At 70.0% G+C, this 25417-nt stretch carries 30 protein-coding genes and 2 pseudogenes; 22 read left to right on the forward strand and 10 right to left on the reverse strand.

Annotated features, from left to right (window positions below):
* Positions 1–274: LysE family translocator (locus AB6A65_RS08705; RefSeq protein WP_371037984.1), on the reverse strand; the 274-nt coding region annotated here is incomplete at its 3' end.
* A 72-nt stretch (positions 275–346) separates the two neighbouring features.
* On the opposite strand from AB6A65_RS08705, the gene AB6A65_RS08710 reads away from it, so the two are divergent.
* Positions 347–799, forward strand: coding sequence for an Lrp/AsnC family transcriptional regulator (locus tag AB6A65_RS08710; RefSeq protein WP_371037985.1), 453 nt, complete (start codon positions 347–349; stop codon positions 797–799).
* Positions 800–880: 81 nt separating this feature from the next.
* On the opposite strand, the gene AB6A65_RS08715 is transcribed toward AB6A65_RS08710, so the two are convergent.
* Positions 881–1858, reverse strand: a complete 978-nt coding sequence (locus AB6A65_RS08715; protein WP_371037986.1) for a CoA ester lyase — start codon at positions 1856–1858, stop codon at positions 881–883.
* A 393-nt stretch (positions 1859–2251) separates the two neighbouring features.
* On the opposite strand from AB6A65_RS08715, the gene dgcN reads away from it, so the two are divergent.
* Genes dgcN through AB6A65_RS08730 form a run of 3 tightly spaced genes read left to right on the forward strand, consistent with a single transcriptional unit; the run spans position 2252 to position 5127 of the window.
* On the forward strand, positions 2252–3253 hold the full coding sequence (gene dgcN / locus AB6A65_RS08720; protein ID WP_371037987.1) for an N-acetyltransferase DgcN: 1002 nt from the start codon (positions 2252–2254) through the stop codon (positions 3251–3253).
* A gap of 32 nt (positions 3254–3285) precedes the next feature.
* Complete coding sequence (gene dgcA, locus AB6A65_RS08725) at positions 3286–4251, forward strand: N-acetyl-D-Glu racemase DgcA (RefSeq protein ID WP_371037988.1); 966 nt, start codon at positions 3286–3288, stop codon at positions 4249–4251.
* 15 nt (positions 4252–4266) lie between these two features.
* Entirely contained in the window at positions 4267–5127 is an 861-nt protein-coding gene (locus AB6A65_RS08730) for a D-amino-acid transaminase (RefSeq protein ID WP_371037989.1), read from the forward strand.
* A gap of 52 nt (positions 5128–5179) precedes the next feature.
* Here the strand turns inward: AB6A65_RS08730 and AB6A65_RS08735 are convergent, their stop codons facing one another.
* Both AB6A65_RS08735 and AB6A65_RS08740 read right to left on the reverse strand, forming a co-directional pair.
* Positions 5180–5494, reverse strand: a complete 315-nt coding sequence (locus AB6A65_RS08735) for a DUF1244 domain-containing protein (RefSeq protein WP_371037990.1) — start codon at positions 5492–5494, stop codon at positions 5180–5182.
* A 14-nt stretch (positions 5495–5508) separates the two neighbouring features.
* Positions 5509–6255: an N-formylglutamate amidohydrolase gene (locus tag AB6A65_RS08740; protein ID WP_371037991.1), complete on the reverse strand. Its 747-nt coding sequence runs from the start codon at positions 6253–6255 to the stop codon at positions 5509–5511.
* Between the two features lie 115 nt (positions 6256–6370).
* On the opposite strand from AB6A65_RS08740, the gene pyk reads away from it, so the two are divergent.
* From pyk to AB6A65_RS08825, 17 genes and pseudogenes are all read left to right on the forward strand, one after another.
* The gene (pyk, locus tag AB6A65_RS08745; protein WP_371037992.1) at positions 6371–7816 is read left to right on the forward strand and encodes a pyruvate kinase; all 1446 of its coding nucleotides are present in this window, start codon (positions 6371–6373) and stop codon (positions 7814–7816) included.
* A gap of 35 nt (positions 7817–7851) precedes the next feature.
* The gene (locus tag AB6A65_RS08750) at positions 7852–8076 is read left to right on the forward strand and encodes a hypothetical protein (RefSeq protein ID WP_371037993.1); all 225 of its coding nucleotides are present in this window, start codon (positions 7852–7854) and stop codon (positions 8074–8076) included.
* A 105-nt stretch (positions 8077–8181) separates the two neighbouring features.
* Positions 8182–8382, forward strand: coding sequence for a 50S ribosomal protein L35 (gene rpmI, locus AB6A65_RS08755; protein ID WP_371037994.1), 201 nt, complete (start codon positions 8182–8184; stop codon positions 8380–8382).
* A gap of 12 nt (positions 8383–8394) precedes the next feature.
* Entirely contained in the window at positions 8395–8760 is a 366-nt protein-coding gene (gene rplT / locus AB6A65_RS08760) for a 50S ribosomal protein L20 (protein WP_371037995.1), read from the forward strand.
* Between the two features lie 194 nt (positions 8761–8954).
* On the forward strand, positions 8955–9215 hold the full coding sequence (locus AB6A65_RS08765) for a hypothetical protein (RefSeq protein WP_371037996.1): 261 nt from the start codon (positions 8955–8957) through the stop codon (positions 9213–9215).
* A 156-nt stretch (positions 9216–9371) separates the two neighbouring features.
* Positions 9372–10064, forward strand: a complete 693-nt coding sequence (locus tag AB6A65_RS08770; RefSeq protein ID WP_371037997.1) for a Hint domain-containing protein — start codon at positions 9372–9374, stop codon at positions 10062–10064.
* A gap of 59 nt (positions 10065–10123) precedes the next feature.
* Positions 10124–11197: a phenylalanine--tRNA ligase subunit alpha gene (gene pheS / locus AB6A65_RS08775; protein ID WP_371037998.1), complete on the forward strand. Its 1074-nt coding sequence runs from the start codon at positions 10124–10126 to the stop codon at positions 11195–11197.
* 151 nt (positions 11198–11348) lie between these two features.
* Positions 11349–11666, forward strand: a complete 318-nt coding sequence (yecR, locus tag AB6A65_RS08780; protein WP_371037999.1) for a YecR family lipoprotein — start codon at positions 11349–11351, stop codon at positions 11664–11666.
* A gap of 277 nt (positions 11667–11943) precedes the next feature.
* Positions 11944–12465, forward strand: a complete 522-nt coding sequence (locus AB6A65_RS08785; protein ID WP_371038000.1) for a DUF6647 family protein — start codon at positions 11944–11946, stop codon at positions 12463–12465.
* 30 nt (positions 12466–12495) lie between these two features.
* Positions 12496–12732, forward strand: a complete 237-nt coding sequence (locus AB6A65_RS08790; protein ID WP_371038001.1) for a phenylalanyl-tRNA synthetase subunit beta — start codon at positions 12496–12498, stop codon at positions 12730–12732.
* 142 nt (positions 12733–12874) lie between these two features.
* Positions 12875–13750, forward strand: a complete 876-nt coding sequence (locus tag AB6A65_RS08795; protein ID WP_371038002.1) for a nitrilase-related carbon-nitrogen hydrolase — start codon at positions 12875–12877, stop codon at positions 13748–13750.
* A 115-nt stretch (positions 13751–13865) separates the two neighbouring features.
* Positions 13866–14150 (forward strand): annotated as a pseudogene (locus AB6A65_RS08800) (sulfite exporter TauE/SafE family protein); the annotation flags it as partial.
* Positions 14151–14280: 130 nt separating this feature from the next.
* Positions 14281–15372: an IS630 family transposase gene (locus AB6A65_RS08805; protein WP_371038003.1), complete on the forward strand. Its 1092-nt coding sequence runs from the start codon at positions 14281–14283 to the stop codon at positions 15370–15372.
* A 58-nt stretch (positions 15373–15430) separates the two neighbouring features.
* On the forward strand, positions 15431–15799 hold the full coding sequence (locus tag AB6A65_RS08810; RefSeq protein WP_371038293.1) for a TSUP family transporter: 369 nt from the start codon (positions 15431–15433) through the stop codon (positions 15797–15799).
* A gap of 120 nt (positions 15800–15919) precedes the next feature.
* Positions 15920–18327: pseudogene (gene pheT / locus AB6A65_RS08815) on the forward strand (phenylalanine--tRNA ligase subunit beta).
* An 83-nt stretch (positions 18328–18410) separates the two neighbouring features.
* Positions 18411–19061, forward strand: a complete 651-nt coding sequence (locus AB6A65_RS08820) for a phosphoribosyltransferase (protein WP_371038004.1) — start codon at positions 18411–18413, stop codon at positions 19059–19061.
* A gap of 20 nt (positions 19062–19081) precedes the next feature.
* Positions 19082–19528 (forward strand): YtoQ family protein, encoded by a 447-nt coding sequence (locus AB6A65_RS08825; protein ID WP_371038294.1) that lies wholly within the window; start codon positions 19082–19084, stop codon positions 19526–19528.
* 117 nt (positions 19529–19645) lie between these two features.
* Here the strand turns inward: AB6A65_RS08825 and AB6A65_RS08830 are convergent, their stop codons facing one another.
* The 6 genes from AB6A65_RS08830 to AB6A65_RS08855 all read right to left on the reverse strand — a co-directional run bounded on the left by AB6A65_RS08830 (position 19646) and on the right by AB6A65_RS08855 (position 24544).
* Entirely contained in the window at positions 19646–21394 is a 1749-nt protein-coding gene (locus AB6A65_RS08830; RefSeq protein ID WP_371038005.1) for a SulP family inorganic anion transporter, read from the reverse strand.
* A gap of 63 nt (positions 21395–21457) precedes the next feature.
* Positions 21458–22411 (reverse strand): OmpA family protein, encoded by a 954-nt coding sequence (locus AB6A65_RS08835; RefSeq protein ID WP_371038006.1) that lies wholly within the window; start codon positions 22409–22411, stop codon positions 21458–21460.
* Entirely contained in the window at positions 22386–22541 is a 156-nt protein-coding gene (locus AB6A65_RS08840) for a hypothetical protein (protein ID WP_371038007.1), read from the reverse strand. The genes AB6A65_RS08835 and AB6A65_RS08840 overlap by 26 nt, the downstream gene beginning before the upstream one ends.
* Positions 22516–23088 (reverse strand): peroxidase-related enzyme, encoded by a 573-nt coding sequence (locus tag AB6A65_RS08845; RefSeq protein ID WP_371038008.1) that lies wholly within the window; start codon positions 23086–23088, stop codon positions 22516–22518. Before AB6A65_RS08845 ends, AB6A65_RS08840 begins: the two co-directional genes overlap by 26 nt.
* Entirely contained in the window at positions 23085–23822 is a 738-nt protein-coding gene (locus AB6A65_RS08850; RefSeq protein WP_371038009.1) for a GNAT family N-acetyltransferase, read from the reverse strand. The genes AB6A65_RS08845 and AB6A65_RS08850 overlap by 4 nt, the downstream gene beginning before the upstream one ends.
* Positions 23819–24544: a competence/damage-inducible protein A gene (locus AB6A65_RS08855; RefSeq protein ID WP_371038010.1), complete on the reverse strand. Its 726-nt coding sequence runs from the start codon at positions 24542–24544 to the stop codon at positions 23819–23821. Before AB6A65_RS08855 ends, AB6A65_RS08850 begins: the two co-directional genes overlap by 4 nt.
* 48 nt (positions 24545–24592) lie before the next feature.
* Between AB6A65_RS08855 and sfsA the strand changes: the two genes are divergently transcribed.
* Positions 24593–25306, forward strand: a complete 714-nt coding sequence (gene sfsA, locus AB6A65_RS08860) for a DNA/RNA nuclease SfsA (protein WP_371038011.1) — start codon at positions 24593–24595, stop codon at positions 25304–25306.
* The last annotated feature ends 111 nt before the right edge of the window (positions 25307–25417 follow it).

Raw genomic sequence — 25417 nt, forward strand, 5'->3', positions numbered from 1 at the left:
GCGCGATCTTCCACGCGAGCCAGAGGATGTAGGCGACCGAGAAGACCGTCAGCAGCGTGTAGGCGGTCGGCCAGAGGTCGAAAAGCTGCATGACGCCCAGGCCCACGGGAACGATCATCAGCGGGAAGCCGAACGCCACCCCCGCCAGGTGCGGAAGCGTGCGCCGCAGGCCGAAATTCGCGCCGGATGCCATGAGCATCAGGTTGTTCGGCCCCGGGGTGAAAAGCGTCGCGCCGGCGAAAAGGGCGAGGGCGAGAAGGATATCGGGCGTCATGGCACAATACTTCGCCACATTTCGCGGCGATAAATTGCAATCATGCCGCGCAAGACGGTATAGACGCAATTCATGACCGAGTTGGACGACATTGACCGCCGGATATTGCGTGAACTGACCTGCGACGGCCGGATCAGCAATCTCGCCCTGGCGGAGCGGGTCGGCCTGTCGCCCTCCGCCAGCTTGCGCCGGGTGGCTGCGCTCGAGAAGGCGGGCGTGATCGCGGGCTACCGCGCCGTGCTGTCGCCGGAAAAGACCGGGATCGGTTTCGTCGCCTACGTGACGGTCGGGCTCAACCACCACGCGAAGTCGAGCCAGGACGCCTTCGAACGCGCCATGGCCCGCGCGCCGGGGGTCCGCGAATGCCACAACATCACGGGCGCGGTGGAATATCTGCTGCGGGTCGAGGTGCCGGACCTGCCCGCCTACAAGCGGTTCCACACCGACATCCTGGGCGCCCTGCCGCAGGTGCAGACCCTGCAGACCTACGTGGTGATGGCATCGCCCAAGGACGAAAGGGGCTGACGGAAGGACGCGCCACCCGGCGCGTCTGCCCGGGCGCAGGGGCGCCCGGGCGGGCCTTCGAGGTGCGCCTTCTAGTGCGGTCTACTGCGCCTCGATCAGTTCGGACTGGCGCACGATCACCTCGGCCTGCTTGATCGACGCGATGTCGATGAGCTTGCCGTTGTAGGTTACAGCACCCTTGCCCGCGGCTTTCGCCTCCTCCATGGCGGCGATGATGGCGCGGGCGTTGTCCACCGCGGCCTGCGAGGGGGTGAAGATCTCGTTGGACAGCTCCACCTGGCTGGGATGGATCGCCCATTTGCCGACGCAGCCCAGCGTCGCCGAGCGCAGCGCCTGCGCCCTGAACCCGTCGGGATCCGAGAAATCCCCGAAGGGTCCGTCCACCGGCAGGAGGCCGTGCGTCCGGCAGGCCGCGACGATCGCCACCAGCGGATAGTGCCACGGATCGGCGTAATGCGTCTGGCGGGCGCCGTCCCCCTCTTTGGGCGACAGCATGTAGTAGTTGTCCTGCGTCCCGCCGATGTGGGTGGTCGCCATGCCCATGTAGGCGGCGTAGTCCGCGGGTCCCAGGTGCAGCGACTCCATCCGCGGGCTCGCCGCCGCGATCTCCTCGACATGGGCGAGGCCCGCCGCCGTCTCGATGATCGCTTCGAACCCGATGCGCTTGTCCTTGCCGCTGGCGGCCTCGACGGCCGTCACCAGCGCATCCACGGCATAGATGTCGCCCTCGCACCCCGCCTTCGGGATCATGACGGCATCGAGCCGCCCGTTCGTTTGCTCGAGCAGGTCCACCACGTCGCGATACCAGTAGGGCGTGTCGAGCCCGTTGATCCGGACGCTCAGCGTCTTCTTGCCCCAGTCGAGGCCGTTGATCGCCTCGACGACGTTCGCGCGCGCCTTGTCCTTGTCGTCGGGTGCCACGGAATCCTCGAGATCGAGGTTGATGACGTCGGCCGCGCTCGCCGCCATCTTCTCGAAGAGTTCCGGGCGCGAGCCCGGGCCGAAGAGCTGGCAGCGATTGGGGCGCGCGGGCGGCTGAGGGGGGATGCGGAAGCTCATGGGCGGGTCCTCGTCTGATGTCACTGTCCGTCCGCCCCGGGGCTAGACAATCGGCCCCTCGCGCGCAAGACGCTTTCGCGGGAGAGGCCGCGCGCGACGCGATCTTGCGCGAACGCGGGCGACCCGCCGCCGGACCGTGGGCGAGGCCCGACGCGCATCCGGACTGGCGCACGCGCTTAGCGACGCCATTTCCCCAAGGGGCGGCTATCGTCGGCCGACCGCCGCCGCAATCGAAGGAAGTGATCCCTGGCGCTGCAAAGGGCGGAGCATCCTGCGCGGAATCGGGGCAAGTTTTCGAAGAACCTTGCGTCCGGCCCCTCTCAGTCTTCAGCTTTGCAATGCAATTGCTTCAGCCCGCGGTAAGGTGGCAGAACGAAGGACGGGAGGCCCGCGATGATCGAAACACCCTATCTGCTCTTCCTTGGCGACGCGCCGGATCCGCTGGCCGCGAAGGTGGCGCAGGGCATCAAGGACTGGCGTCCCGAGAACGCCGTCGGCCAGTACCGGATGGAGGGCTGCAAGGCCGATCTCGGCCTCGAGGACATGGATCTCGCGGCTGCGAGGGCCGCCGGCGCGAAAACGCTGGTGATCGGGGTGGCCAACCGCGGCGGCGTGATCTCGAAAGCGTGGAAGAAGGTGCTGGTGACCGCGCTCGAGGAAGGGTTGGACCTCGCCTCGGGGTTGCACAACCTGCTGCGCGACGAACCCGATCTCGTGGCGGTGGCCAAGGCCACGGGCCGCGCGCTCCACGACGTGCGCGTGCCCGAGGTGAAGTATCCCATCGCCGACGGCAAGCCGCGCACGGGCAAGCGCGTGCTCGGCGTCGGCACCGCCTGCTCGGTGGGCAAGATGTATACCGGGCTCGCGATCGACGCGGAGATGCGCGAGCGCGGCATGAAGTCGAGTTTCCGCGCCACCGGCCAGACCGGCATCCTCATCACCGGCGACGGTGTGCCGCTCGCCGCGGTGGTGGCCGATTTCATGGCCGGCGCGGTGGAATGGCTCACCCCCGACAACGACACCGACCACTGGGACGTGATCGAAGGGCAGGGCAGCCTGTTCCATGTCAGCTATTCCGGCGTCACGCTCGCGCTCGTCCATGGCGGTCAGCCGGATGCGCTGATCCTGTGCCACGAACCCACGCGCCAGCACCTGCGCGGCCTGCCCGATTACGCGGTGCCGAGCCTCGAAGCGCTGCGCGACACGGCGCTGCCGCTCGCCCGCGTTGCCAATCCGGCCTGCGAGGTGGCGGGCGTGTCGGTGAACACCCAGCACATGGGCGAGGACGAGGCGCGCGATTACTGCGCGAAGGTCGAGGCGCGCATGGGCCTGCCCACGGTCGATCCGTTCCGCCACGGCGCGGGCCGTCTCGTGGACGCGCTCGCCGCCATCTGACGGCGGCGCGCCCGCGGAAAGGAGTCGGACCCTTGGCCATCGAAACCAGCCGCGACGTGTTCCCGCTCGCACAGGCGTTCACCATCTCGCGCGGCTCGCGCACCGAGGCGCGGGTGCTGACCGCGCGGGTGACGCGGGCGGACGCGACCGGGTGGGGGGAATGCGTGCCCTACGCGCGCTACGACGAGACGCTGGAGAGCGTGGAGGCCGAGATCGCCGGCCTGCCCGACGGCATCGACCGTGCGGCCCTGCAAGAGGCGCTGCCCCCCGGCGCGGCGCGGAACGCGGTGGACTGCGCGCTTTGGGACTGGGAGGCGAAGCGCGCCGGAAGGCGCGTCTGGGAACTCGCGGGATTGCCCGCGCCCGGCCCGGAGATCACCGCCTACACGCTCTCGCTCGACACGCCGGAGGCGATGGAGGCGCAGGCCGCGCGACACGCGCATCGCCCGCTTCTGAAGATCAAGCTCGGCACGCCCGAGGACATGCCGCGCGTGGAAGCGGTGCGGCGGGGCGCGCCGCGGTCGCGGATCATCGTGGACGCCAACGAGGGCTGGAGCGCCGAGGTCTACGCTGATCTCGCGCCGCATCTCGTGCGGCTCGGCGTGGAGATGGTGGAGCAGCCCCTGCCCGCCGGGGAGGACGACGCGCTCGCCGGCATGGCGCGCCCGCTGCCCGTCTGCGCCGACGAAAGCTGCCACGACAGGGCGAGCCTGCCCGCGCTCGCGGGCAAGTACGACATGATCAACATCAAGCTGGACAAGACAGGCGGCCTGCCCGAGGCGCTCGCTCTGCGCGACTCGGCGCGGCAGGCGGGCTACGGCATCATGGTGGGCTGCATGGTGGGCTCCTCGCTCGCCATGGCGCCCGCGGTTCTGGTGGCGCAGGGTGCGGCGGTGACGGATCTTGACGGGCCGCTTCTTCTGGCAGAGGACCGCGCCGCGCCGCTCGCCTACGACGAGACCGGCGTGCACCCGCCCGCGCCCGCCCTCTGGGGCTGACAAAGGAGACTGCCCATGCGCACCGTTTACGTGAACGGCGACTACCTGCCGGAGACCGAGGCGAAAGTGTCGGTCTTCGACCGCGGCTTCCTTTTCGCGGACGGGGTCTACGAGGTGACGAGCGTGCTCGACGGCAAGCTGATCGACTTCGACGGCCACGCCGCGCGGCTGGACCGGTCGCTCACCGAGCTTTCCCTGTCCTCGCCGGTGGACCGCGACGAGCTGCTGGAGATCCACCGCGAACTGGTGCGCCGGAACGGCATCGAGGAGGGGCTGGTGTATCTCCAGATCACGCGGGGCAATCCGGGCGACCGTGATTTCGCCTTTCCCGACGCGGAAGAGACGGCGCCGACCGTGGTGCTCTTCACGCAGTCGAAGCCCGGCCTCGCGGAAAGCCCGCAGGCCGAAACCGGCCTCAAGGTGATCTCGATCGCCGACATCCGCTGGGGGCGGCGCGACATCAAGACGGTGCAGCTGCTCTACCCGTCGATGGGCAAGATGATGGCGAAGGCCGCGGGCGCCGACGACGCCTGGATGGTCGAGGACGGCAAGGTGACCGAGGGCACCTCCAACAACGCCTACATCGTCAAGAACGGCAAGATCGTCACGCGGCATCTCGGCAACGAGATCCTCCACGGCATCACCCGCGCCGCCGTGCTGCGTTTCGCCCGCGAGGCGCAGATGGAAGTGGACGAGCGCGGCTTCACCCTCGAGGAGGCGAAAACGGCCGACGAGGCATTCGTGACCTCGGCCTCGGCCTTTGTCATGCCGGTGGTGCAGATCGACGACGAGACGCTGGGCGACGGCACGCCGGGTCCCGTCGCGCGGCGCCTGCGGGAGATCTACCTCGAGGAAAGCCGGAAGGCCGCGATCTGATCGGCCACGCGGGCCGGGGTGCAGGCGCCCGCCGCCGGCGGGCCGGGCGGTCTCAGCCCCTGTCGCCCACGTTGGCGGCGAAACTCTTTTCAAAGGCGGCCTGCGTCTCCGCGTCCGCCTCCGTCTGGTTCCGGGCCTTCCAGTCGGCATAGGGCATGCCGTAGAAACCCTCGCGGGCCTCTTCCTTGCCCATCTCGATGCCGCGCTCGGCGGCGGCCTCCTGATACCAGCGCGACAGGCAGTTGCGGCAGAACCCGGCGAGGTTCATCAGGTCGATGTTCTGCACGTCGGGCCGGTCCTCCATGAGGTGCCGGCGGAGCCGGCGGAAGGCGGCGGCCTCGAGTTCGATGCGGGTCTGGTCGTCCATGGCGTCCTCCTCGGTCACGCCGGAAGCTGGGCTTCGGCAAGCGCCGCGTCAAGCATGGGCGCGAGGCGGGCCGCCCAGCCCCGCTGCTCCGCCTCGGTGCGGATGATGTCGTTGCGAAGCTCGATCAGCACGTTGAGCCTGCCCTCGGCCAGCGCGTGCCGCGCGATGGAATCCCCCGGAAGATGCCCGCCATAGGGCTGGTTCCGCCCGACGCAGAGGTCCGGCTCCGCCATCAGCCGCGCGATCACGGGATCGGCGAGCCGCCGGTCGTGCCCGTGCAGCACGCCCACGTGCCAGGGCCGGGGCGGGCGCCCGCGCAGCTGGCGCGTGTAGGAATGGATGGCCACGATCACCGTGTCCGGGCGCCGCGCGGCCAGCCCGGCCAGCGCGGCGTGGTAGGGCCGGTGGAAAAGGTCGAGCCGGCGCTCCACCTCCGCCGCGTCGGCGCGGCGGTTCGCCGGGATGATCGTGCCGTCGTAGAGCTTCATCAGCAGCGTCGGATCGTCCTCGCCGCGGTTGGGATCTATCACGAGGCGCGAGAAGTTCGACAGGATCGCGGGCGCGCCCAGCGCGTCGGCCAGCGCGCGCGAGAGCCCCGCGGCGCCGGGGTCGTAGGCGATGTGGCGCGCCATCTCCTCGGCGGGCAGGCCCAGGCAGCCGCCATTCACGCTTTCGGGCACCGTGTTCGCCGCGTGATCGCAGGTCACGAGCCAGCGGCTCTCCCTCGCCGCGCCATGAACATGGAAGGGGTGATATGTCATTTCCGCGTCACCTTGCCGGGCCATTGCATAGGACAGTTGCGGGCGGAAGTGAAATGCCCATGATGCGCCGCGACGCGACGGGCATGCCCGGCCCGGTCCGGTTGAAGGAAACCCCATGAGACGCCTGCGCAACGTCAAGATCGTCGCCACGCTTGGCCCGGCCTCGAACGATCACGCCCGCATCCGCGCGCTGCACGAGGCCGGTGCCGACGTGTTCCGCCTCAACATGAGCCACGGCACCCACGAGGAGATCGCGGAGCGTCACCGCATCATCCGGCAGGTGGAAAAGGAGCTCGACAGCCCCATCGGGATCCTCGCCGACCTGCAGGGGCCGAAGCTGCGGGTCGGGACCTTCGCGGACGGCGAGGTCGAGCTTGCCGAGGGCGCGCGGTTTCGCCTCGACCTCGACGCGGCGGAGGGCGACGCCACGCGGGTGCGGCTGCCGCATCCCGAGATCTTCGCCGCGCTCGAACCGGGCGCGCAGCTTCTCGTGGATGACGGCAAGGTGCGCCTCCGGGTCGAGGATTGCGGCGCGGATTTCGCCGACTGCACGGTGATCACCGGCGGCACGGTCTCGAACCGCAAGGGCGTCAATGTGCCAGACGTGGTGCTGCCCCTGGCCGCGCTGTCCGACAAGGATCGGGCCGACCTGGAATTCGTCTGCGCGCTCGGCGTCGACTGGCTCGCGCTGTCCTTCGTGCAGCGCCCCGAGGACGTGATCGAGGCGCGGCAGCTCGTCCAGGGCCGCGCGGCGGTGCTGTCGAAGATCGAGAAACCCGCCGCGGTGCGCTGCATCGACGACATCATCGCCGCCTCGGACGGGATCATGGTGGCGCGGGGCGACCTGGGCGTGGAACTGCCGGTGCAGAACGTGCCGCCGATCCAGAAGCGGATCGTCCGCAAGTGCCGCGCCGCCGCGAAACCCGTGATCGTGGCCACGCAGATGCTGGAAAGCATGATCGAAAGCCCGATGCCCACACGCGCCGAGGTCTCGGACGTTGCCACCGCGATCTACGAGGGGGCGGACGCCATCATGCTCTCGGCGGAGAGCGCGGCGGGGCAGTACCCGGTGGAGGCGGTGACGACAATGGACGCGGTCGCCCGCGAGGTGGAAAGCGATCCGACCTACACCGAGATCATAGAAGCCTCCCGGGTGGCCCGGCGCGAAAGCATCGCCGACGGCATCGTCGCGGCGGCGCGCGAGATCGCGGAGACCACCGAGATCAAGGCCATCGCCTGTTTCACCCAGTCGGGCACCACCGCGCTTCTGATCGCGCGCGAGCGTCCGCGCGTGCCGATCATCGCCATGACGAACCTGCGCGGCGTGGCGCGGCGCCTCGCGCTGACCTGGGGGACGCATTGCGTGATGACGGCCGAGCTCCACCGTTTCAAGCAGGCCGTCGTGAATGCCGCGCGCGCGGCGCGGGCCGCGGGCTATGCCGATGGCGACGACCAGATCGTCGTCACCGCGGGCGTGCCGTTCAACGTCCCCGGCACCACGAACATCCTGCGCGTGGCGCCCTGCGACGAGCGTTTGATCTACAAGTCCGATCCGGAGTAGCCTTCCCCTGCGGAAAGCCAGCGGAGGCGCGCGCCATGGACGCCGACACGGCGTTGGTCATCGGGCTTGGAATCGGGGTGTTCGCCATTCCGGCCATGGTCTCGGCCTATTCGGAAAGGCGCGTGTCACGCGTGGCCATGCTCGCCCTGCTGGGGGCGGGCGGGCTCGTGGTCTGGGCGCTCGCGCAGAAGCCGGGCGGCTACAGGCTGGCCGACGTGCCCGAGGCGGTGATCGCCGTCATCGGCCGGGTGCTTCAGTAGCCCTTGCCAGCGGCGCGCGCGGCCTGTAAGAGGCGCGCTCGCACCGCGCGGCCGGCCGGAACGGCATGCCGAGTCGCGCGCCCACCGACCCTGAAGGAGACGGAAATGCCGAAGCGCAAGACGAAGTCGAGCTGCAAGGAGCGGTTCAAGGTGACGGCCTCGGGCCGGATCAAGTTCCAGCCGGCGGGCAAGCGCCACGGGATGATCAAGCGGACGAACAAGTTCACCCGCAACGCCCGCGGCACGGACGTGATGTCGAAGGCTGACGAGCAGATCGTCAAGCCGATGATGCCCTACCAGCGCTGAGGAGGATTCGGGATGTCGAGAGTCAAGGGCGGAACCGTCACCCACGCGCGCCACAAGAAGGTCATCAAGGCCGCAAAGGGCTATTACGGCCGGCGCAAGAACACCTTCAAGGTGGCCAAGCAGGCCGTCGACAAGGCCAACCAGTACGCCACCCGCGACCGCAGGAACCGCAAGCGCAGCTTCCGCGCGCTGTGGATCCAGCGGATCAACGCCGCGGTGCGCGCCCATGACGAGGCGCTGACCTACTCGCGCTTCATCGACGGGCTGAACCGTGCCGGGGTCGAGGTGGACCGCAAGGTGCTCGCCGATCTCGCCGTGCGCGAGCCGCAGGCCTTCGGCGCCATCGTCGAGAAGGCCAAGGGCGCGCTGGCGGCCTGATCGCCGCGGGCGGAAAGGCGACGCACCGCCCGTAACGCACGGGCAACAAACTGGTGCCATGATCGGGGCGCAGGCTTTCCCAGGCCCGCGCCCCTTTGCTATGGAACGCGCAGGGCAGGGAAGCCGGGCAACGAAACCGGTGCGTCCGGCCGCACGCGGTCATCGCCGCGACGGCTGGCAGGAGCAGGCATCAGATGCCGAATTATTCGGTCTGGGCGCTTGGCGCGTCCAACATCACGGTCAGCGGCGGCAAGTCGCTCAGCGGCGTCACCCAGGGCGACGGCACGCATCTGGTGGGCGAGACGATCCGCCTCGATTCGCGCGCGTGGCAGGAAACGCGCATCGGCGACAACGACACCACCTTCGACGACAACGACGGCAACCAGGTCCTGCGCGGGAACCAGAGTTTCGACGGCACGTCCTATTCCGACAACACGGTGGTGGAGGGCGAGTAGCGCCTCACCCTGCGCAACGAGGCGACCGGCGAGGAATGGGACGTCGTCGGCTACAACATCAACGAGCCGGGGCAGTCGCCCGCCTATGGCACGGTCGAGGGGCTGGCCTTCGTCGGCGATCCCGGGGCCTTCCCGCCCGCCGGGGTCGATCTGCGCGTGGTCGGCGCCTTCGAGGGGCCGGGCTTCGCCGGGGAGCCCACGATCGAGGCCGGCGATCTGGTCTCGCCGATCTGCTTCGCCGCCGGCACCCGGCTCGCCACCCCCGACGGGGAGGTTCCCGTCGAGACGCTGCGGCCCGGCGATCCGGTGCGCACCGCGGCGGGGCAGGTGCGCCCGCTGCGGCTTTGCCTGTCGCGATGCGTTCGGCCCGAGGCCTTCGCGCAGGAGCCGCGCCTGCGCCCCGTGCGGATCGAGGCCGGTGCGCTCGGCGGCGGCCTGCCGCACCGGACGCTGCGCGTCTCGCGACAGCACCGGATGCTCGTCACCTCGCCGATCGTCCGGCGCATGTTCGGAACATCCGAGGTCCTGATCCCGGCCGTGCGCCTGCTCGGCCTGCCCGGCATCCGCAGCGAGCCGCCCGCCGGGGCGCTGACCTATGTCCACCTCGTGCTCGACCGTCACGAGGTGATCCTGGCCGAGGGGGCGCCGAGCGAAACGCTGTTGCTGGGGCCCGAGGCCGCGCGCCTGCTGGAACCGGCGGCGCTGCGGGAGCTCGAGCTCGTGTTCCCGGGCGTCACGGTCACGCGTCTGTGCGATCCGGCGCGCCCGATCCCCGCCGGTCACCGCCAGCGCGGCCTCGTGCGGCGGCATCGCCGGAACGGCATGGCGCTGACGGGCCTGCCCGCCTGAGCCGCTTGCGCCGCCGCGGACCGCCCGCTAGGTAGACCGCGCAATTCCCGGGGGGCGGCATGGACGATCTGCGCGAGACATACCTCAACGCCATCGCGGAAGCGGGTGACGAAGCCGCGCTCGAGGCGCTGCGCGTCCAGGCCCTGGGCAAGAAGGGCGAGATCAGCCTGAAGATGCGCGAGCTGGGCAAGATGAGCCCCGAGGAGCGCCAGGTCGCGGGCCCGGCGCTCAACGCGCTGAAGGACGAGATCAACGCGGCGCTGGCCGCCAAGAAGGCCGCGCTCGCCGACGCCGCGCTCGACGAGCGGCTGCGCGCGGAATGGCTCGACGTGACGCTGCCCGCCCGCACCCGGCGGCAGGGCACGATCCACCCGATCAGCCAGGTGACCGAGGAGGTCACCGCCATCTTCGCCGACATGGGCTTCTCGGTGGCCGAGGGCCCGCAGGTGGAAAGCGACTGGCACAATTTCGACGCGCTCAACATCCCAGGCCACCATCCCGCGCGCGCCGAGATGGACACCTTCTACATGCACCGCGCCGAGGGCGACGACCGGCCCCCCCACGTGCTGCGCACTCACACCTCGCCCGTCCAGATCCGGGCGATGGAGATGGCGGGCGCGCCGCTCCGGGTGATCTGCCCGGGGCGCGTCTACCGTGCCGACTACGACCAGACCCACACGCCCATGTTCCACCAGGTGGAGGGGCTCGCGATCGACCGCAACATCTCCATGGCGAACCTCAAATGGGTGCTGGAGGAGTTCGTGCGCGCCTTCTTCGAGGTGGAGGAGGTGGAGCTGCGCTTCCGCGCCTCGCACTTCCTGTTCACCGAGCCCTCGGCGGAGGTGGACATCCGCTGCTCCTGGGAAGGCGGCCAGCTCAAGGTCGGAGAGGGCGACGACTGGCTGGAGATCCTCGGGAGCGGCATGGTCCACCCCAAGGTGCTGATGGCCGGCAACATCGACCCGGCCTACTGGCAGGGCTTCGCCTTCGGTATGGGGATCGACCGCATCGCCATGCTCAAATACGGCATCCCCGACCTGCGGGCCTTCTTCGACAGCGACCTGCGTTGGCTCCGCCACTACGGCTTTGCCGCGCTCGACGTGCCGACGCTGCATGGCGGATTGAGCCGGTAAGGCGCGCGCGTTTCACCGCGGAACGTCGCGCGCTTCGGTTTCCTGAATTAACCCTCTGTTAGCACATTCCCGCGACGGTGATGGCGACGGTTGCCGCATCCGCCTGACGATCGCGCCGTCATGTCTTGTTGCGCCATGAGCCGAGGGAAAGATGAACTGGACCAGAATACTTGTCGCCGTGCCGTTCCTTGTCGCTGCCTGCACGGAGGTTACCAAGGTTCCGGTTCCCACGGCCGGCAGTCGTGCCGACGCGAACGTCGTGTTGTCTTACCAGCAATCCTCCTACGAGATGGTCACGCCCGACTGGGAGGCCGCACAAGGGTCCGCGGATGCGCGCTGCCGCGCATGGGGCTACAGGAAGGCCGAGCCGTTCGAAGGCACCAACACGCAGTGCCAGGCTTTCGACGGTTGGGGCAATTGCATGATGTCGACGGTATCCAGAACCTACCAGTGCCTCGGGCGCGGATAACGCGCCGCATCGCGGTCACGGCTGGGCCGCGGCGTTGCCGCTGGGCACTCCGCGACCGCGGCGAGACGCCCGGACGCGGAACGGCAAGGCCCGGCTTTCCGGCCGGTGTCCCACTCCGACCGGCTCACCCCCGCATGACGTGCGCCGGCGTCGGCGTCGCGTCCTTCGAGGAACGTGCAACAGGGCCGCGATGGGGCGGGACATGAACCCGACCGCGTTGAGAGGGGCTGAAACCGGGCGATGACGCACGGGGCGGGGTCCGGTATCCTGCCGACCCATGCATACTGCCCTTCGCGCCTTCGCGGTCCTAGCCGTCCTCGCGGCACCGTTCCCTGCCAATGCGGAGATCGTGCCGGAGCGCGAGGACTGCATGCGCCCCTCGCCCGGCCTCGTCGCCGGGCTGTTCGACTGGATCGGGGCGGCGTCGGGCTACGAGGTGGCCGGGGTGAAGACGGACCCGCCGGCCATCTTCTTCTGTGACGAGGGCGACGTGCTGGACTATCCCGGCGGCAACGCGCTCGTGGAGCCCGGGGAGCGCGGTGTCTACGACTACGAGGCCCGGGTGATCTATCTCGTGGGGCCATGGGATCCCGCAAACTTGCGACAGCGCTCCGTCCTGCTGCACGAGCTCGTCCACGACGTGCAGTTCGCCAACCGCGCCTGGCAGTGCCCCAACGCCACGGAGTGGGAAGCCTACAAGCTGCAGGAAGCATGGATGGCCGAGCAGGGCCTCGTGGCGGAATTCGACTGGCTTCAGATCTGGTTCTGGTCGAAATGCGGGCAAACCCCGCACCCCTGACGCGGCGCGCCGGCGCGCTACCCTCCCTATATGCGCATTCTTCTCGCAATCGGCGTCGTCGTGCTCGTGATCCTGGGAAATGTCGGGCTCTGGACGTCGCCCCACGTGCCGCCGGAACTGAAGGCGGAGCTGACGCGGATCAACGTCCTGGCCTGGGCCGTCGTGCTTCTGCCGGCCGGCGCGGTGGCGCTCTGGCTGCGTGCGCACCGGCGCGACCGACAGGACCGGGCCGCCAGGGACGACGGACAGGCGCCGAAAAGACAGTGACGCCGCCCGCCCCCCGCGCCGCGGCGCGTGCCCCTTGACGCGGCGCACCGGCCGGCCCCCGCGCCCGCCGCACGCGGACCATGCTTGACCCGGGTCCCGGCCCGCGCCAAGGGGGGCCGGTCCGCACGACACCGGAGGCGCCATGACCCGCACGCTCACCATCGCCGCCGCGCAATGCGCGAGCCATATCGGCGATCTCGAGGCCAATTTCGCCGAGCATCGCCGCTGGGTCGAAGAGGCCCGCGCGGCGGGGGCGGAGCTTCTGGTCTTCCCCGAGCTCAGCCTCGTCGGGCATTACGGGGCCGAGCGGCTTCTCGACATCACCATGAAACGAGACGACCCCCGCCTGCTGGAGCTGAGCCGCGCCGCGGGCGACATGATCGTGGTCGCCGGTTTCATCGAGGAGGGGCCGGCGGCGCAGTTCTACAACGCGGCGGGCGTCTACAGGGGCGGGCGCTGCATCTACCTGCACCGCAAGATCAACCTGCCCTCCTACGGCAAGCTGATCGAGACGAAGTACTACGCGCAGGGCCGCTTCGTGGACACCCATGCCATCGACGAGGACTGGCGGCTGGGGCTGCTCATCTGCGCCGATCTGTGGAACCCGGCACTGACGCATCTTGCGTTCCTGCATGGCGCGACGCTCCTCGTCTCGCCGATCTCGTCCGGCGTGGAAGCCGTGGGCGAGGGCTTCGACAACCCGGCGGGCTGGGCGGCCACAATGCATTTCTACTCGATGATGTACGGCGCACCCTCGGTCATGGTGAACCGCGTGGGCCCCGAGCTCGACCTGACCTTCTGGGGCGGCTCGCGCATCCTCGGGCCTTTCGGCGAGGCGCTCGCCGTGGCGGGATCCGAGCCCGAACTCATCACCGCCGAGGTCGACTACGGCGAGGTGCGCCGCGCCCGGGCGCTTCTGCCCACGGTGCGCGACAGCAACATCGGCCTCGTCGCGCGCGAGACCGACCGCCTGCTCGACCGGCTCGGCGTGCCGGACATCATCCGCGAAGAGGATTGAGGGCGCGGTCTCGGACCTCGCTGGATGCGGGAGACCGCCCTCCCCTCGAACACGAAAGGCCGGCGGCATGAACGAACGCAGGGGCGTCAAGACCGGTGGGACCGCGCCGCGCAACATGCCGGCCGCCTTCGGGGGTGGCGCGGTGATCGGCATCCTCGGCGGGCTGATCGGCCTCGGCGGGGCGGAGTTCCGGCTTCCCCTGCTGATCGGCCTGTTCCGGTTCGCCGCCCTCGAAGCGGTCATTCTCAACAAGGCCGTCAGCCTTGTCGTCGTGGCGAGCGCCCTTCCGTTCCGGGCCGGGTCGGTGCCCTTCGCGGAGATCGCGGCCAACTGGCCGATCGTCGTCAACCTCCTGGCCGGCAGTCTGGCGGGCGCCTCGCTCGGCGCGGGGTGGGCGACGCGGCTGCGCTCCGAAACGCTTTACCGGGTGCTCGCCGTGCTGCTCGTGCTGATCGCGGGAGTGCTGCTTCTAGTCACCCGGAACCATAGTTCGTATCATTGTCTTACATATATGAGGAGACGATGCGATTGTGGGGCGTGTGGCGGACGAGGTGGTTCTGAGCGACGAGGAGCGAACCTTTCTGGAAGCACAGGTTCGGCGACACAAGGCGGCGCGATCGCTTTCGGACCGATGCCGTATGATCCTACTCTGTGCGGACGGGCTGCAAAGCAAAGAAGTCGGTGCTCGGCTCGGAGTCCATGAACACACTGTCGGAAAATGGCGCCGGCGTTTCGTGAAGGATCGGATCGAAGGTCTCACCGATGAATACCGCTCCGGTCGGCCGCGCACTGTGTCTGACGCGCAGGTGGCTGAGGTGATCGAGCGCACGCTGAACACGACGCCCAAGGACGCCACCCATTGGTCGATCCGGACCATGGCCGCCGAGACGAGCCTGTCGCACACCACGATCCGCAGGATCTGGACCGCCTTCGGGCTGCAACCCCACCGGAGCGAGACGTTCAAGCTGTCCACTGATCCGCTGTTTGTCGATAAGGTGCAGGACATCGTCGGTCTCTACATGTCGCCGCCGAACCGAGCCATCGTGTTGTGCGTGGACGAGAAATCCCAGATCCAGGCATTGGACCGCGAGCAGCCGGTGCTGCCGATGGCGCCCGGTGTCGCCGAGCGGAGAACCCATACCTATGTCCGTCACGGAACAACCTCGCTGTTCGCTGCGCTCGACATCGCAACAGGCGCGGTGATTGGGAAATGCTACAAGCGCCACCGGGCGACTGAGTTCCTCGATTTTCTGAAAAAGATCGACGCCGCGGTGCCGGAAGGGCCGGACGTGCATCTGGTGATGGACAACTACGCCACGCACAAGACGCCGAAAATCAAGGCCTGGCTGGCCCGCCGCCCGCACTGGCACATCCACTTCACCCCGACATCAGCCAGCTGGATCAACCAAGTGGAACGTTGGTTCGCGGAACTGACCCGGAAGCAGTTGCAACGCGGTGTGCATCGCTCCACCGCCGAACTTGAGGCCGACATCGTCGCCTTTATCGAGGCCCATAATGAAAATCCCAAGCCCTACAGATGGGTCAAGTCCGCCGATGAAATCCTCGCATCCGTCAAACGGTTCTGCCAGCGAACGCAGCAGACCCTATGCGCCGAACTTTAGATTCGGGTGACTAGGCCATGATCCTTCGGCGCGGGGCGCCCTCCTTTCCGGTCCGGCCCTGAAGGCCGCCGGCCTCGCGGCGGGTTTCGGCATCGGGGCCGTGGCGTCGCTGATGGGGGTCGCCGGTGGCGAGCTTCTGATCCCGACGCTTGTGCTGCTCTTCGGGGCCGACGTGAGGCTGGCCGGATCGCTCTCGCTCGTCGTCAGCCTGCCGACGATGCTGATGGGGTTCGCCCGCTACAGCCGGGACCGCAGCTTCGCCGTCCTCGGGCGGAACAAGGGCTTCCTTCTGTGGATGGCCGCCGGGTCGATCCTCGGCACGTTTCTCGGCGGCCTTCTCCTCGGGATCGTCCCCGGCAGCGTGCTTCTTCCGGTGCTGGCGGCCATCCTGCTCCTCTCCGCGGTCAAGGTGTGGCGCCACGGGTAGAGCGAACGCGAGGGGCCCAGGCCGGGCGCGCCGGCCGCGGGCGGGTAGCGCCCCTCCCCCCCCGCCGGCGGATGGGCTATGCCCGCCCGCGACCGCGCGGGATCCGAGGGACGCTTCACGATGAAATTCACGCTCTCCTGGCTCAAGGACCATCTCGAGACCACGGCCACGGTGGCCGAGATCGCCGAGGCGCTCACCGATCTCGGGCTCGAGGTCGAGGAGGTTTCGGACCCGGCGACGCGGCTGGCCGGGTTCACGCTCGGCCATGTTCTCTCGGCCGAGCAGCACCCAGACGCCGACCGCCTTCGGGTCTGCCGGGTGCAGACCGACCTGGGCGAGAAGCAGATCATCTGCGGTGCGCCCAACGCGCGCGCCGGCATCGCCGTGGTGGTGGCCCATCCCGGCACCTACGTCCCCGGCATCGACACCACGATCCAGGTGGGCAAGATCCGCGGCGTCGAGAGCGAGGGCATGATGTGCTCCGAGCGCGAGATGGAACTCTCCGACGAGCATGACGGCATCATCGAGCTTTCCTCGGGCGAGGTGGGCGAGAGCTTCGCCGACTGGCTTGCCGCGCATGATCCGGCGAAGGTGGACCCGGTGATCGAGATCGCCATCACGCCCAACCGCTCCGACGCGCTGGGCGTGCGCGGCATCGCGCGCGACCTGGCCGCCCGGGGGCTGGGGCGTCTTCGCGAGCGCGTCATCGACCCGGTTCCGGGCGAGTTCCCGTCGCCCATCGGCGTGCGGATCGAAAAGGATACGCTGGATGGCTGCCCGCTTTTCGCGGGTCGCGTGATCCGGGGCGTGAAGAACGGGCCGTCGCCCGCCTGGCTTCAGGCGCGCCTGCGCGCCATCGGGCTGCGCCCGATCTCGGCCCTGGTGGATATCACCAACTTCTTCACCTTCGACGCGAACCGCCCGCTGCACGTCTTCGACGCCGACAAGGTGACGGGCGACCTGCGGGTCCACCGCGCCCGGGGCGGCGAGACGCTGACCGCGCTCGACGAGAAGACCTACACCCTGCCCGCCGGCGCGATGGTGATCTCCGACGACGCCGGCCCGGAAAGCATCGCCGGCATCATGGGCGGCACGGCGACCGGCTGCACCGAGGAAACGGTGAACGTGTTCGTCGAAAGCGCCTTCTGGGATCACGTGCAGATCGCCTCGGCCGGGCGCGCGCTCAGGATCAACTCCGACGCGCGCTACCGCTTCGAGCGCGGCGTGGATCCCGAGTTCACGCTGCCGGGGCTCGAGGCCGCGACGCGGATGATCGTGGATCTTTGCGGCGGTGCGCCGTCCGGGGTGGTCGTGGCGGGCGAGGTTCCCGATCACGCCCGCGCCTACCGTCTCGACCCGGATCGCGTACGCTCCCTCGTGGGGATGAGATTTCCGAAGCGCAGCAGCGCCAGACCCTGACCGCGCTCGGCTTCCGGCTGGACGGCGACATGGCGCATGTGCCGCCCTGGCGTCCCGACGTCGGCGGCGAGGCCGACCTCGTGGAGGAGGTGGCGCGCGTGGCCAGCCTCACGAAACTCGAGGGCAAGCCGCTGCCACGCCCCGCCGCGCGGGTGACGAAGCCTGTGCTCACGCCGCTTCAGCGCCGGGAACAGGCCGCGCGCCGGGCCATGGCCGCGCTCGGCTACAACGAATGCGTGACCTACAGCTTCATCGACCGGGAGGCCGCGCGCCTCTTCGGCGGGGGCGGCGACGGCACGCGGCTGGAAAACCCGATCTCGTCCCAGATGAGCCACATGCGTCCCGATCTGCTGCCGGGCCTCTTGCGGGCGGCCGCCCGCAACCAGGCGCGCGGCTTCTCCGATCTGGCGCTCTTCGAGGTCGGCCCGGCCTTCGGGGGCGGCGAGCCGGGGGAACAGCACCTGCAGGCGGCCGGGCTCCTCGTGGGGCGCACGGGCCCCAGGGACGTGCACGGCGAAAACCGCCCGGTGGACCTCTTCGACGCCAAGGCCGACGCCGAGGCCGTGCTGGCCGCGATCGGCGCCCCGGCCCGGATGCAGGTCTTCCGGGACGGCGCGGGCTGGTGGCATCCGGGCCGGCACGGGCGGCTCTGCCTCGGGCCGAAGAAGACGCTCGGCGCCTTCGGGGAACTGCACCCCAAGGTCCTTGAGACGCTCGACATCAAGGGGCCCGCGGTCGCCTTCACGGTCTGGCCCTCCGAGGTGCCCCAGCCGCGCAGGGCGGGCGCCGCACGGCCGGCGCTGCACCTTCACGACCTGCAGGCGGTGGAGCGCGATTTCGCCTTCGTGGTCGACGAGAGCGTCGCCGCGGGGGATCTCGTGACCGCGGCGCAGGGGGCCGACAAGACGCTGATTTCCGAGGTGCGCGTCTTCGACGAGTTCTCGGGCCCGAAGGCCGAGGCGCAGATGGGCGCGGGCAAGAAGTCCGTTGCGCTGACCGTGCGGCTGCAACCCTTCGAGAAGACGCTCAAGGACGCCGAGATCGAGTCGGTGGCCCGGCGCATCGTCGAGAAGGTAGCCAAGGCCACGGGCGGCGTGCTGCGCGGCTGAGCCGCCCGCGCGGGTGGCCCGAGGCGCGCTTTCATGCTTTGATACCCGGGCGATCCACGCAGCGCGAGACCGCCCGGGAGGGGATGTTCATGTTCAGCGACCGGACCGACGCCGGTGAAAGGCTGGCCGAAGCCGTGGCGAAGGCAGAACCGGCCGATCCGGTCGTGCTCGCCCTGCCGCGGGGCGGGGTGCCGGTGGCCCTGCCCGTGGCCCGCGCGCTCGACGCGCCGCTCGACCTGCTGCTCGTGCGCAAGATCGGCATGCCCGGCCAGCTCGAACTCGCCGCCGGCGCGCTGGTCGAGGGCGACCCGCCGGAGGCGGTCTACAACGCGGGGATCCTGCGCCTCTCCGGGCTGTCGGAGGACGATTTCGCGGGGCAGGTCGCGGAAAAGACCGAGGAGATCGCCGAACGCCGGCGGCTCTGGCTGGAAGACCGCGCGCCGGTCCCGCTGGAGGGCCGCACCGCGGTGGTCGTGGACGACGGCATCGCGACGGGCGCGACCGTGCGCGCGGCGTTGAGCGGACTGCGCGCCCGGGGGCCGGCATCGGTCTGGCTTGCCGTGCCGGTGGCGCCCGCGGACACGCTGCGGGCGCTCCGGCCGCTCGCCGACCGGGTGATCTGCCTTTCGACGCCCGCGGATTTCCAGGCCGTCGGGCTGCACTACCGGCGGTTCGGGCAGGTTTCCGACGCCGAGGTTGCGGAGCTGATTCGGCAGGACGACAGCGAAGAGTGAACGAGAACGGAGGCGAACGGATGCTCAATGTCCATCTTTCCGGCGAGATCCATACCGACTGGCGCGACCGGATCGTCGACGCCGCGCGGGGGCTCGACGTGGCTTTCACCGCACCCGTGACCGACCACGCAGCGAGCGACGATTGCGGCGTGGCGATCCTTGGCGCGGAGCCCGACAAGTTCTGGCACGACCGCAAGGGCGCGATGCTGAACGCCATCCGCACCCGCACCGAGATCGAGCGGGCGGATGTCGTGGTGGTGCGCTTCGGCGACAAGTACAAGCAATGGAACGCCGCCTTCGACGCGGGCTATGCCGCGGCGCTCGGCAAGCCGCTCGTGATCCTGCAGCCGCCCGAGCACGATCACGCGCTCAAGGAGGTGGACGCTGCCGCCCTCGCCGTGGCGCGCGAACCCGAGCAGGTCGCGGACATCCTGCGCTACGTACTGACGGGACGCCTGCCGGGCTGACGGGCGTGCGGGAGCGGCCGCGCCTTCGGCGCGACGCTGTCTAGGCGGCTGCCTTCGTCAGCCGCGGCCTCCGGCGGGAGTATTTCGGCCAAGAAGAAGGTCAAGGACCGTCCGTCCTCACTCCGCCGCCCCGCGCCCGGTGCAGGGCGCGAGCGCCGCGATGGCGTCGTGCTGCGAAAGGAATACCCGGCCGGTCAGGTCGTGCAGGAAATGGCTGCGCCTGAGGCGGTCCATCACCGGGCCCTTCACCTCGCTCAGATGGAGCTTGATCCCGAGGCTCGCCAGGCGGTCGTTGATGGCCTCGAGGCTTTCGAGCGCGCTCATGTCCACCGCGTTCACCGCCGAGAACATCAGCACGACGTGGCGGATCGCGTCGTCGCCCACGACCCGGTCGTAGACATGGTCCTGGAGAAACGCGGCGTTGGCGAAATAGAGGCTTTCGTCCACGCGAAGCGTGACGATCGAGGGATGCGTTTCGACCTCGTGGCGCAGGATGTTGCGGAAATGCTGGGTGCCGGGCACGCGGCCCACCTCGGCCACGTGCGGGCGCGAGGTCTTGTAGAGGTGGAGCGCCACCGAGATCACCACGCCCGCGGAGACGCCGATCTCGACCCCGAGGCCGAGGGTGAGCAGGATGGTGGCGGCGACGGCGGCGAAATCCACCTTCGAATAGCCCCAGGCCTTTCGCAGGATCGACAGGTCCACGAGGCTGAGCACCGCCACGATGATCGTCGCGGCGAGCGTGGCCTTGGGCAGGAAGTAGAGCAGCGGCGTGAGCAGCAGCGCGGCGAGAAGGATGCCCACGGCCGTGAACGCCCCCGCCGCGGGCGTCTCGGCGCCCGCGTCGAAGTTCACCACGGAGCGCGCGAAGCCGCCGGTGACCGGGTAGCCGCCGGAGAAGGCCGCGGCGAGGTTCGCGGTGCCGAGTCCGACCAGTTCCTGGTCGGGCAGGATCCTCTGCCGGCGCTTGGCGGCCAGGGTCTGCGCGACCGAGACGGATTCCACGAAGCCGATGATCGAGATCAGCAGTGCGGGGACGAGCAGTTGGCCCAGCAACTCCGCGTCGAGCATGGGCACGGTCAGGGGCGGCACCCCGGTCGGCACCTCGCCCACGATCGCGACCCCGCGCGTGTCGAGGCCGAACCCCCAGACAAGGAGCGTGGTGACCGCGACGGCGGCGACGGGACCGGCCTTGGCCAGCACGCCCGCGAGGCGGGGGCCGAGGCCGGCGCGGGCCAGAAACGGCTGCAGCCCCGTGCGGACCCAGAAGAGGAACCCGGTGGCCGCCGCGCCGATGGCGAGGGTGTAGGGCTTGGTGTCGCCCAGGTGGGAGAGAAGCGAGCCCGCCGTTTCGACCAGCGTGTGGCCTTGCGCCTCGATCCCGAGAATGTGCTTGAGCTGGGAGGCCGCGATCAGGATCCCGCTCGCCGTGATGAAGCCCGCGATCACCGGATGCGACAGGAAATTGGCCAGGAAGCCGAGGCGCAGCACGCCCATCACGGTGAGGATCGCGCCCGAGAGGAACGCGAGCGTGATCGCTGCGGCGGCGTATTCCGCGGGATCCTGAAGCCCCAGGTTGCCGATCGCCGCCGCGGTCATCAGCGACACGACCGCGACGGGCCCGACCGCGAGGGCCCGCGAGGTGCCGAAGATCGCGTAGGCCACGAGCGGCAGGATCGAGGCGTAAAGGCCCATCTCGGGCGGCAGCCCGGCGAGCAGCGCATAGGCGAGCGACTGGGGAATGAGCATGATGGTCACGATGACCGCCGCCACCAGGTCGGAGGTGAGCGTCTCGCGGTCGTAATGTCGCGACCAGTCGAGGATCGGCAGATGGCGTGCTAACGCGGCGCGGGCGGGTCGTGCCATGGGGTCCTCCGGAGGCCGGCTTGGCGCCGTATATATTCAGAAAGCGGAATAGGTAAAGCCCCCTCACCGCGTCGTGAGCAGAACCGCCTCCACGCGCCGGTTCGCCTCGCGTCCCTCCGCCGTCAGGTTGCTCGCCCGCGGCGCGAGGTAGCCCGTGCCTTCCGCGCCCAGTCTCGCCGGATCGACGCCATGCGTCTCGACGAGCCGGGTCCTGACCGCCTCGGCCCGCCGGCGCGAGAGCCCGATATTGGCGTCGAGGTCGCCGACCGCGTCGGTGTGACCCACCAGCACGACGCGTGCGTCCGGATTTTGTCGCAGATATGCCGCGAGCGCCGCGAGCGAGGCGAAAGGACCCGGGCCGAGCGCGATCGCGCCGCTTTCGAAGGCGAGATCGTCGAGCACGGCGTGGCCCGCCCGCTCCAGCGCCTCGCCCAGCGGGGTGCCGGGCCCGACAGGCGCGGCGGCGGGACCGCCCGATGCCTGCAGGCGGCCATCGGTTCCCGACGCGACACGCACGATCTGGAGAAAGCCGCCCGACGGCGAGCGGCTCGCGAGGAGCGAGACGAAATCCGCCGCGTCGCCCTCCGTCGCCCGGATCGCCGAAAGAACGCGATAGCGCGAGAGGTCGACATGCATGGCCGGCGCCGGCAGTACCTCGATCGCGTGACGGAAGTCGAACCCGCCGCAGGCGGTGTCCCGGCACTCGAAGACGATCTCGAAGCCCGCCGCGCGAAGCTGCTCGCGCAGCGGCGCGATGATCTGCAGCGTGGTGCGTCCGGGGCCGGGCAGGCGCCAGGCCTGCCGCGTCACCCGGCCCTCGGCCGTGATCGAAGGCCCCCCCGCGCCGTCCCAGGCCGCAACCGGCAGCGCGTGGCTGCCCGCGACGCTCGTCTCCTCGGCCTGCAGGCGGGCCGTGTCGGGCAGGACGAACTCCACCGCCGCGGCGACCGGCGCGGCAAGCAGGAGGCCCGCCAGCGCCAGCGCCAAGGCGCTAGCGCGCGTGCGCGTGATACTCAACGTTGGGGCGCATGTCGCTGGCACTGGCCAGCCGGCTGGTCATGTTGAAGAAGGCGGCGACCGGCGCGGCAAGCAGGAGGCCCGCCCGCGCCAGCGCCAAGGCGCTAGCGCGCGTGCGCGTGATACTCATCGTTGGGGCGCATGTCGGTGGCACTGGCCAGCCGGTTGGTCATGTTGAAGAAGGCGGCGACCGACGCGATGTCCCAGATGTCGCGGTCCGAGAACCCTTGCGCCCGCAGCCCGTCGCGGTCGATCTCCTCAATCTCGGCGCTGGCGCGGGTCATCTTCTCGGCGAAGGCGAGCATCGCGCGCTGGCGCGGCGGCAGATCGGCCACGCGCCAGTTCATCACCAGCGTCTCGCCGAGTTTCGGGTCGCCCGAAAGCTGCCGGACCGCGGCGCCGTGGGCCGTCAGGCAGTAGAAGCAGCGGTTCACCGCCGAGACCACGACGGCGATCATCTCGCGCTCGAGCTTCGTCAGGGCCGAGGCGCCCAGCATCAGGTCGTTGTACATCGCGCTGAACGCGTCGAGCTTGGCCGTGTCGAAGGCGAAGGCACGCAGCACGTTCGGCACGAAGCCGAGCTTCTCTTCGCAGACGGCGAAGTATTTCGCCGTGGGCCCGGGCAGCGGGTCGGCCTCGGGCAGGTCGAGCGCGGTGGGGCGTCGGGTGTCCGTCATGCGGCGTCCTCCCCGGTCAGGATGCGGTAGTGATAGCCGCCCGCGGGCGTCATGCCCAGTGCCGCGTAGAGCGCGTTGCCGGGGGCGTTGTCGCGGGTGACGAGGGCGGCGACATGCGCCGCGCCCTGCGCCGCGGCCCACAGCGCGGCGGCGCGCATCATCCAGCCGGCCACGCCCTGCCGGCGCTGGTGGGCCAGCACCTCGAGGGCGTGCACCATGGCCACCCCGTCGTGGACGCCGACATAGGCCGCCCCCGCGGGACTGTCGTTCCACCGGCCGAGGATGCCCGTCCGGGCGCAGTCGGCGCGTTCCATCACCGCCTGCCGGGCCGGGCCGATGCCGGCCTCCGTCCAGATCTCGCGCATGATCTGCAAGGGTTCCCAGATCGTGAGGGCGGTCACGCGCGGCAGGGGGCGGTCGGTAAGCCTCGCGATCTCGCACAGATAGATCGTCGTCGGGTCGATGAGGGCGTAGCCACGCCGCGCGAGCCGCGCGTCGAGCGCCGCATCGCCGGGCCGGATCATGAAGAGCGGCGTCTGTTCCAGCGCGCGCATCTCCGTCTCGGCGGCGTCGAGACAATCGTCGCCCGCCTCTCCGTCGACGGTGGCCGCGCTGACGCGCTTGCCCCCGCCCTGCCCGTCGCGGAGGGTCACCGGACCGATCCGCGTCACCGCCGCGGGGGGCCAGGTGGCCTCGGACACGGCGAGCAGATCGGCGGCGTCGGGCGTCGTCATGTCTCTTCCAGCAGGGCCGAAAGGCGCACCACGGCGCCGTCGATCCGGCCCGCGTCGGTACCCCGAACGACGACGTTCACGCCATGCGCCCCGGCGCGGATGAACGGGTAGGAGCCGACCGAGAGATCGGGAAACTCGGCCGCGATCGTGCCCACCGCCGCGGCGATGTCGCCTTCTCCGCGCGCCACCGTCAGCGTCTGCGACAGGACGGGCGCCCCGCCGGTGATCGTGGGCAGGACGCTCGCCACCATCGCCTCGAAGATCTGGGGCACGCCCGCCATCACATGCACGTTGCCGATGGTGAAGCCGGGCGCGGCCGAGATCGGGTTCTCGATCAGCGTCGCGCCCTCCGGGATCCGCGCCATCCTGAGCCGCGCGTCGTTCACCTCCAGCCCCTGTGCGTCGTAATGGGCCTGCAGAAGCGCGCGGGCGTCCTCGCGCACGCCGATCGGAACGCCCATCGCCTCGGCCACCGCCTCCGCGGTGATGTCGTCGTGGGTGGGCCCGATGCCGCCCGAGGTGAAAAGGTGATCCACCGCCCCCGCAAGCGTCCGCACGGCCCCGACGATCATCGCGTGATCGTCCGCGACCACCCGGGCCTCGCGCAGCGCCACCCCGGCGCGCGACAGCGCCTTCGCGAGATGGTGCATGTTCGAGTCGCGCGTTCTGCCCGACAGGATCTCGTCGCCGATCACGAGCATGGCGGCCGTGGGATTGGGCATGGGGCGCGTTCCTTGCGAGGCTTGCCGACCCGGTATAAGCGCCCGCCCATGCGCTTTCAAACCCCCCTCGTCCCCGCGACGCTGCTGCGCCGCTACAAGCGTTTCCTCGCCGATGCGCGGCTCGCCTGCGGGCGCGAGGTCACGGCGCATGTGTCGAATCCGGGCTCGATGATGGGCCTCGCGGAGCCGGGCAGGCGCATCTGGCTCGAGCCCGTGGACCACCCGCGCCGCAAGCTGAGCTGGGCCTGGCGCCTCGTGGAGGATGACGCGGGCGCCCTGATCGGCGTGGACACCGGCGCGGGCAACCGGCTGGCCCGCGCGGCGCTGGAGGCGGGCCTTGTCCCCGACCTTGCGGGCCACGACGAGATCCGCGCCGAGGTGCGCGCGGGACGATCGAGCCGCATCGACTTCCGCCTCTCCGCGCCGGGCCGGCCCGACACCTATGTGGAGGTGAAGAGCGTCACGCTTTCGCGCCGGGCCGGCGTCGCGGAGTTTCCCGACAGCGTGACCCGGCGCGGCGCGAAGCATCTGGCCGAGCTCTCGGCGCTGGCGGCGGCCGGCCACCGGGCGGTGATGCTCTACGTCGTGCAGCGCAGCGATGCGCGGCGCGTGACGCTGGCCGCCGATCTGGATCCGGACTACGCCCGTGCCTTCGCCGCGGCGCGGGCGGCGGGCGTCGAGGCGGTGGCGCTGGGCTGCCGGCTCTCTCCCGACGGGATCGCGCCCGCGGGTCCGCTGCCCTTCGACGTGCCTGCCGGCTGACCGGCCCCGCGGCCGTCACATTTTCGTCAGCACCCGGCGCCGCGCCGGCCCCGTGCGCGCCGGCACTGGCCCTTTCGGCACAAAGCCATTAATTACAGGCGCAAGGAGCGG

The sequence above is a fragment of the Rhodosalinus sp. FB01 genome (genome assembly GCF_041365715.1).
Lineage (GTDB): Bacteria > Pseudomonadota > Alphaproteobacteria > Rhodobacterales > Rhodobacteraceae > Rhodosalinus.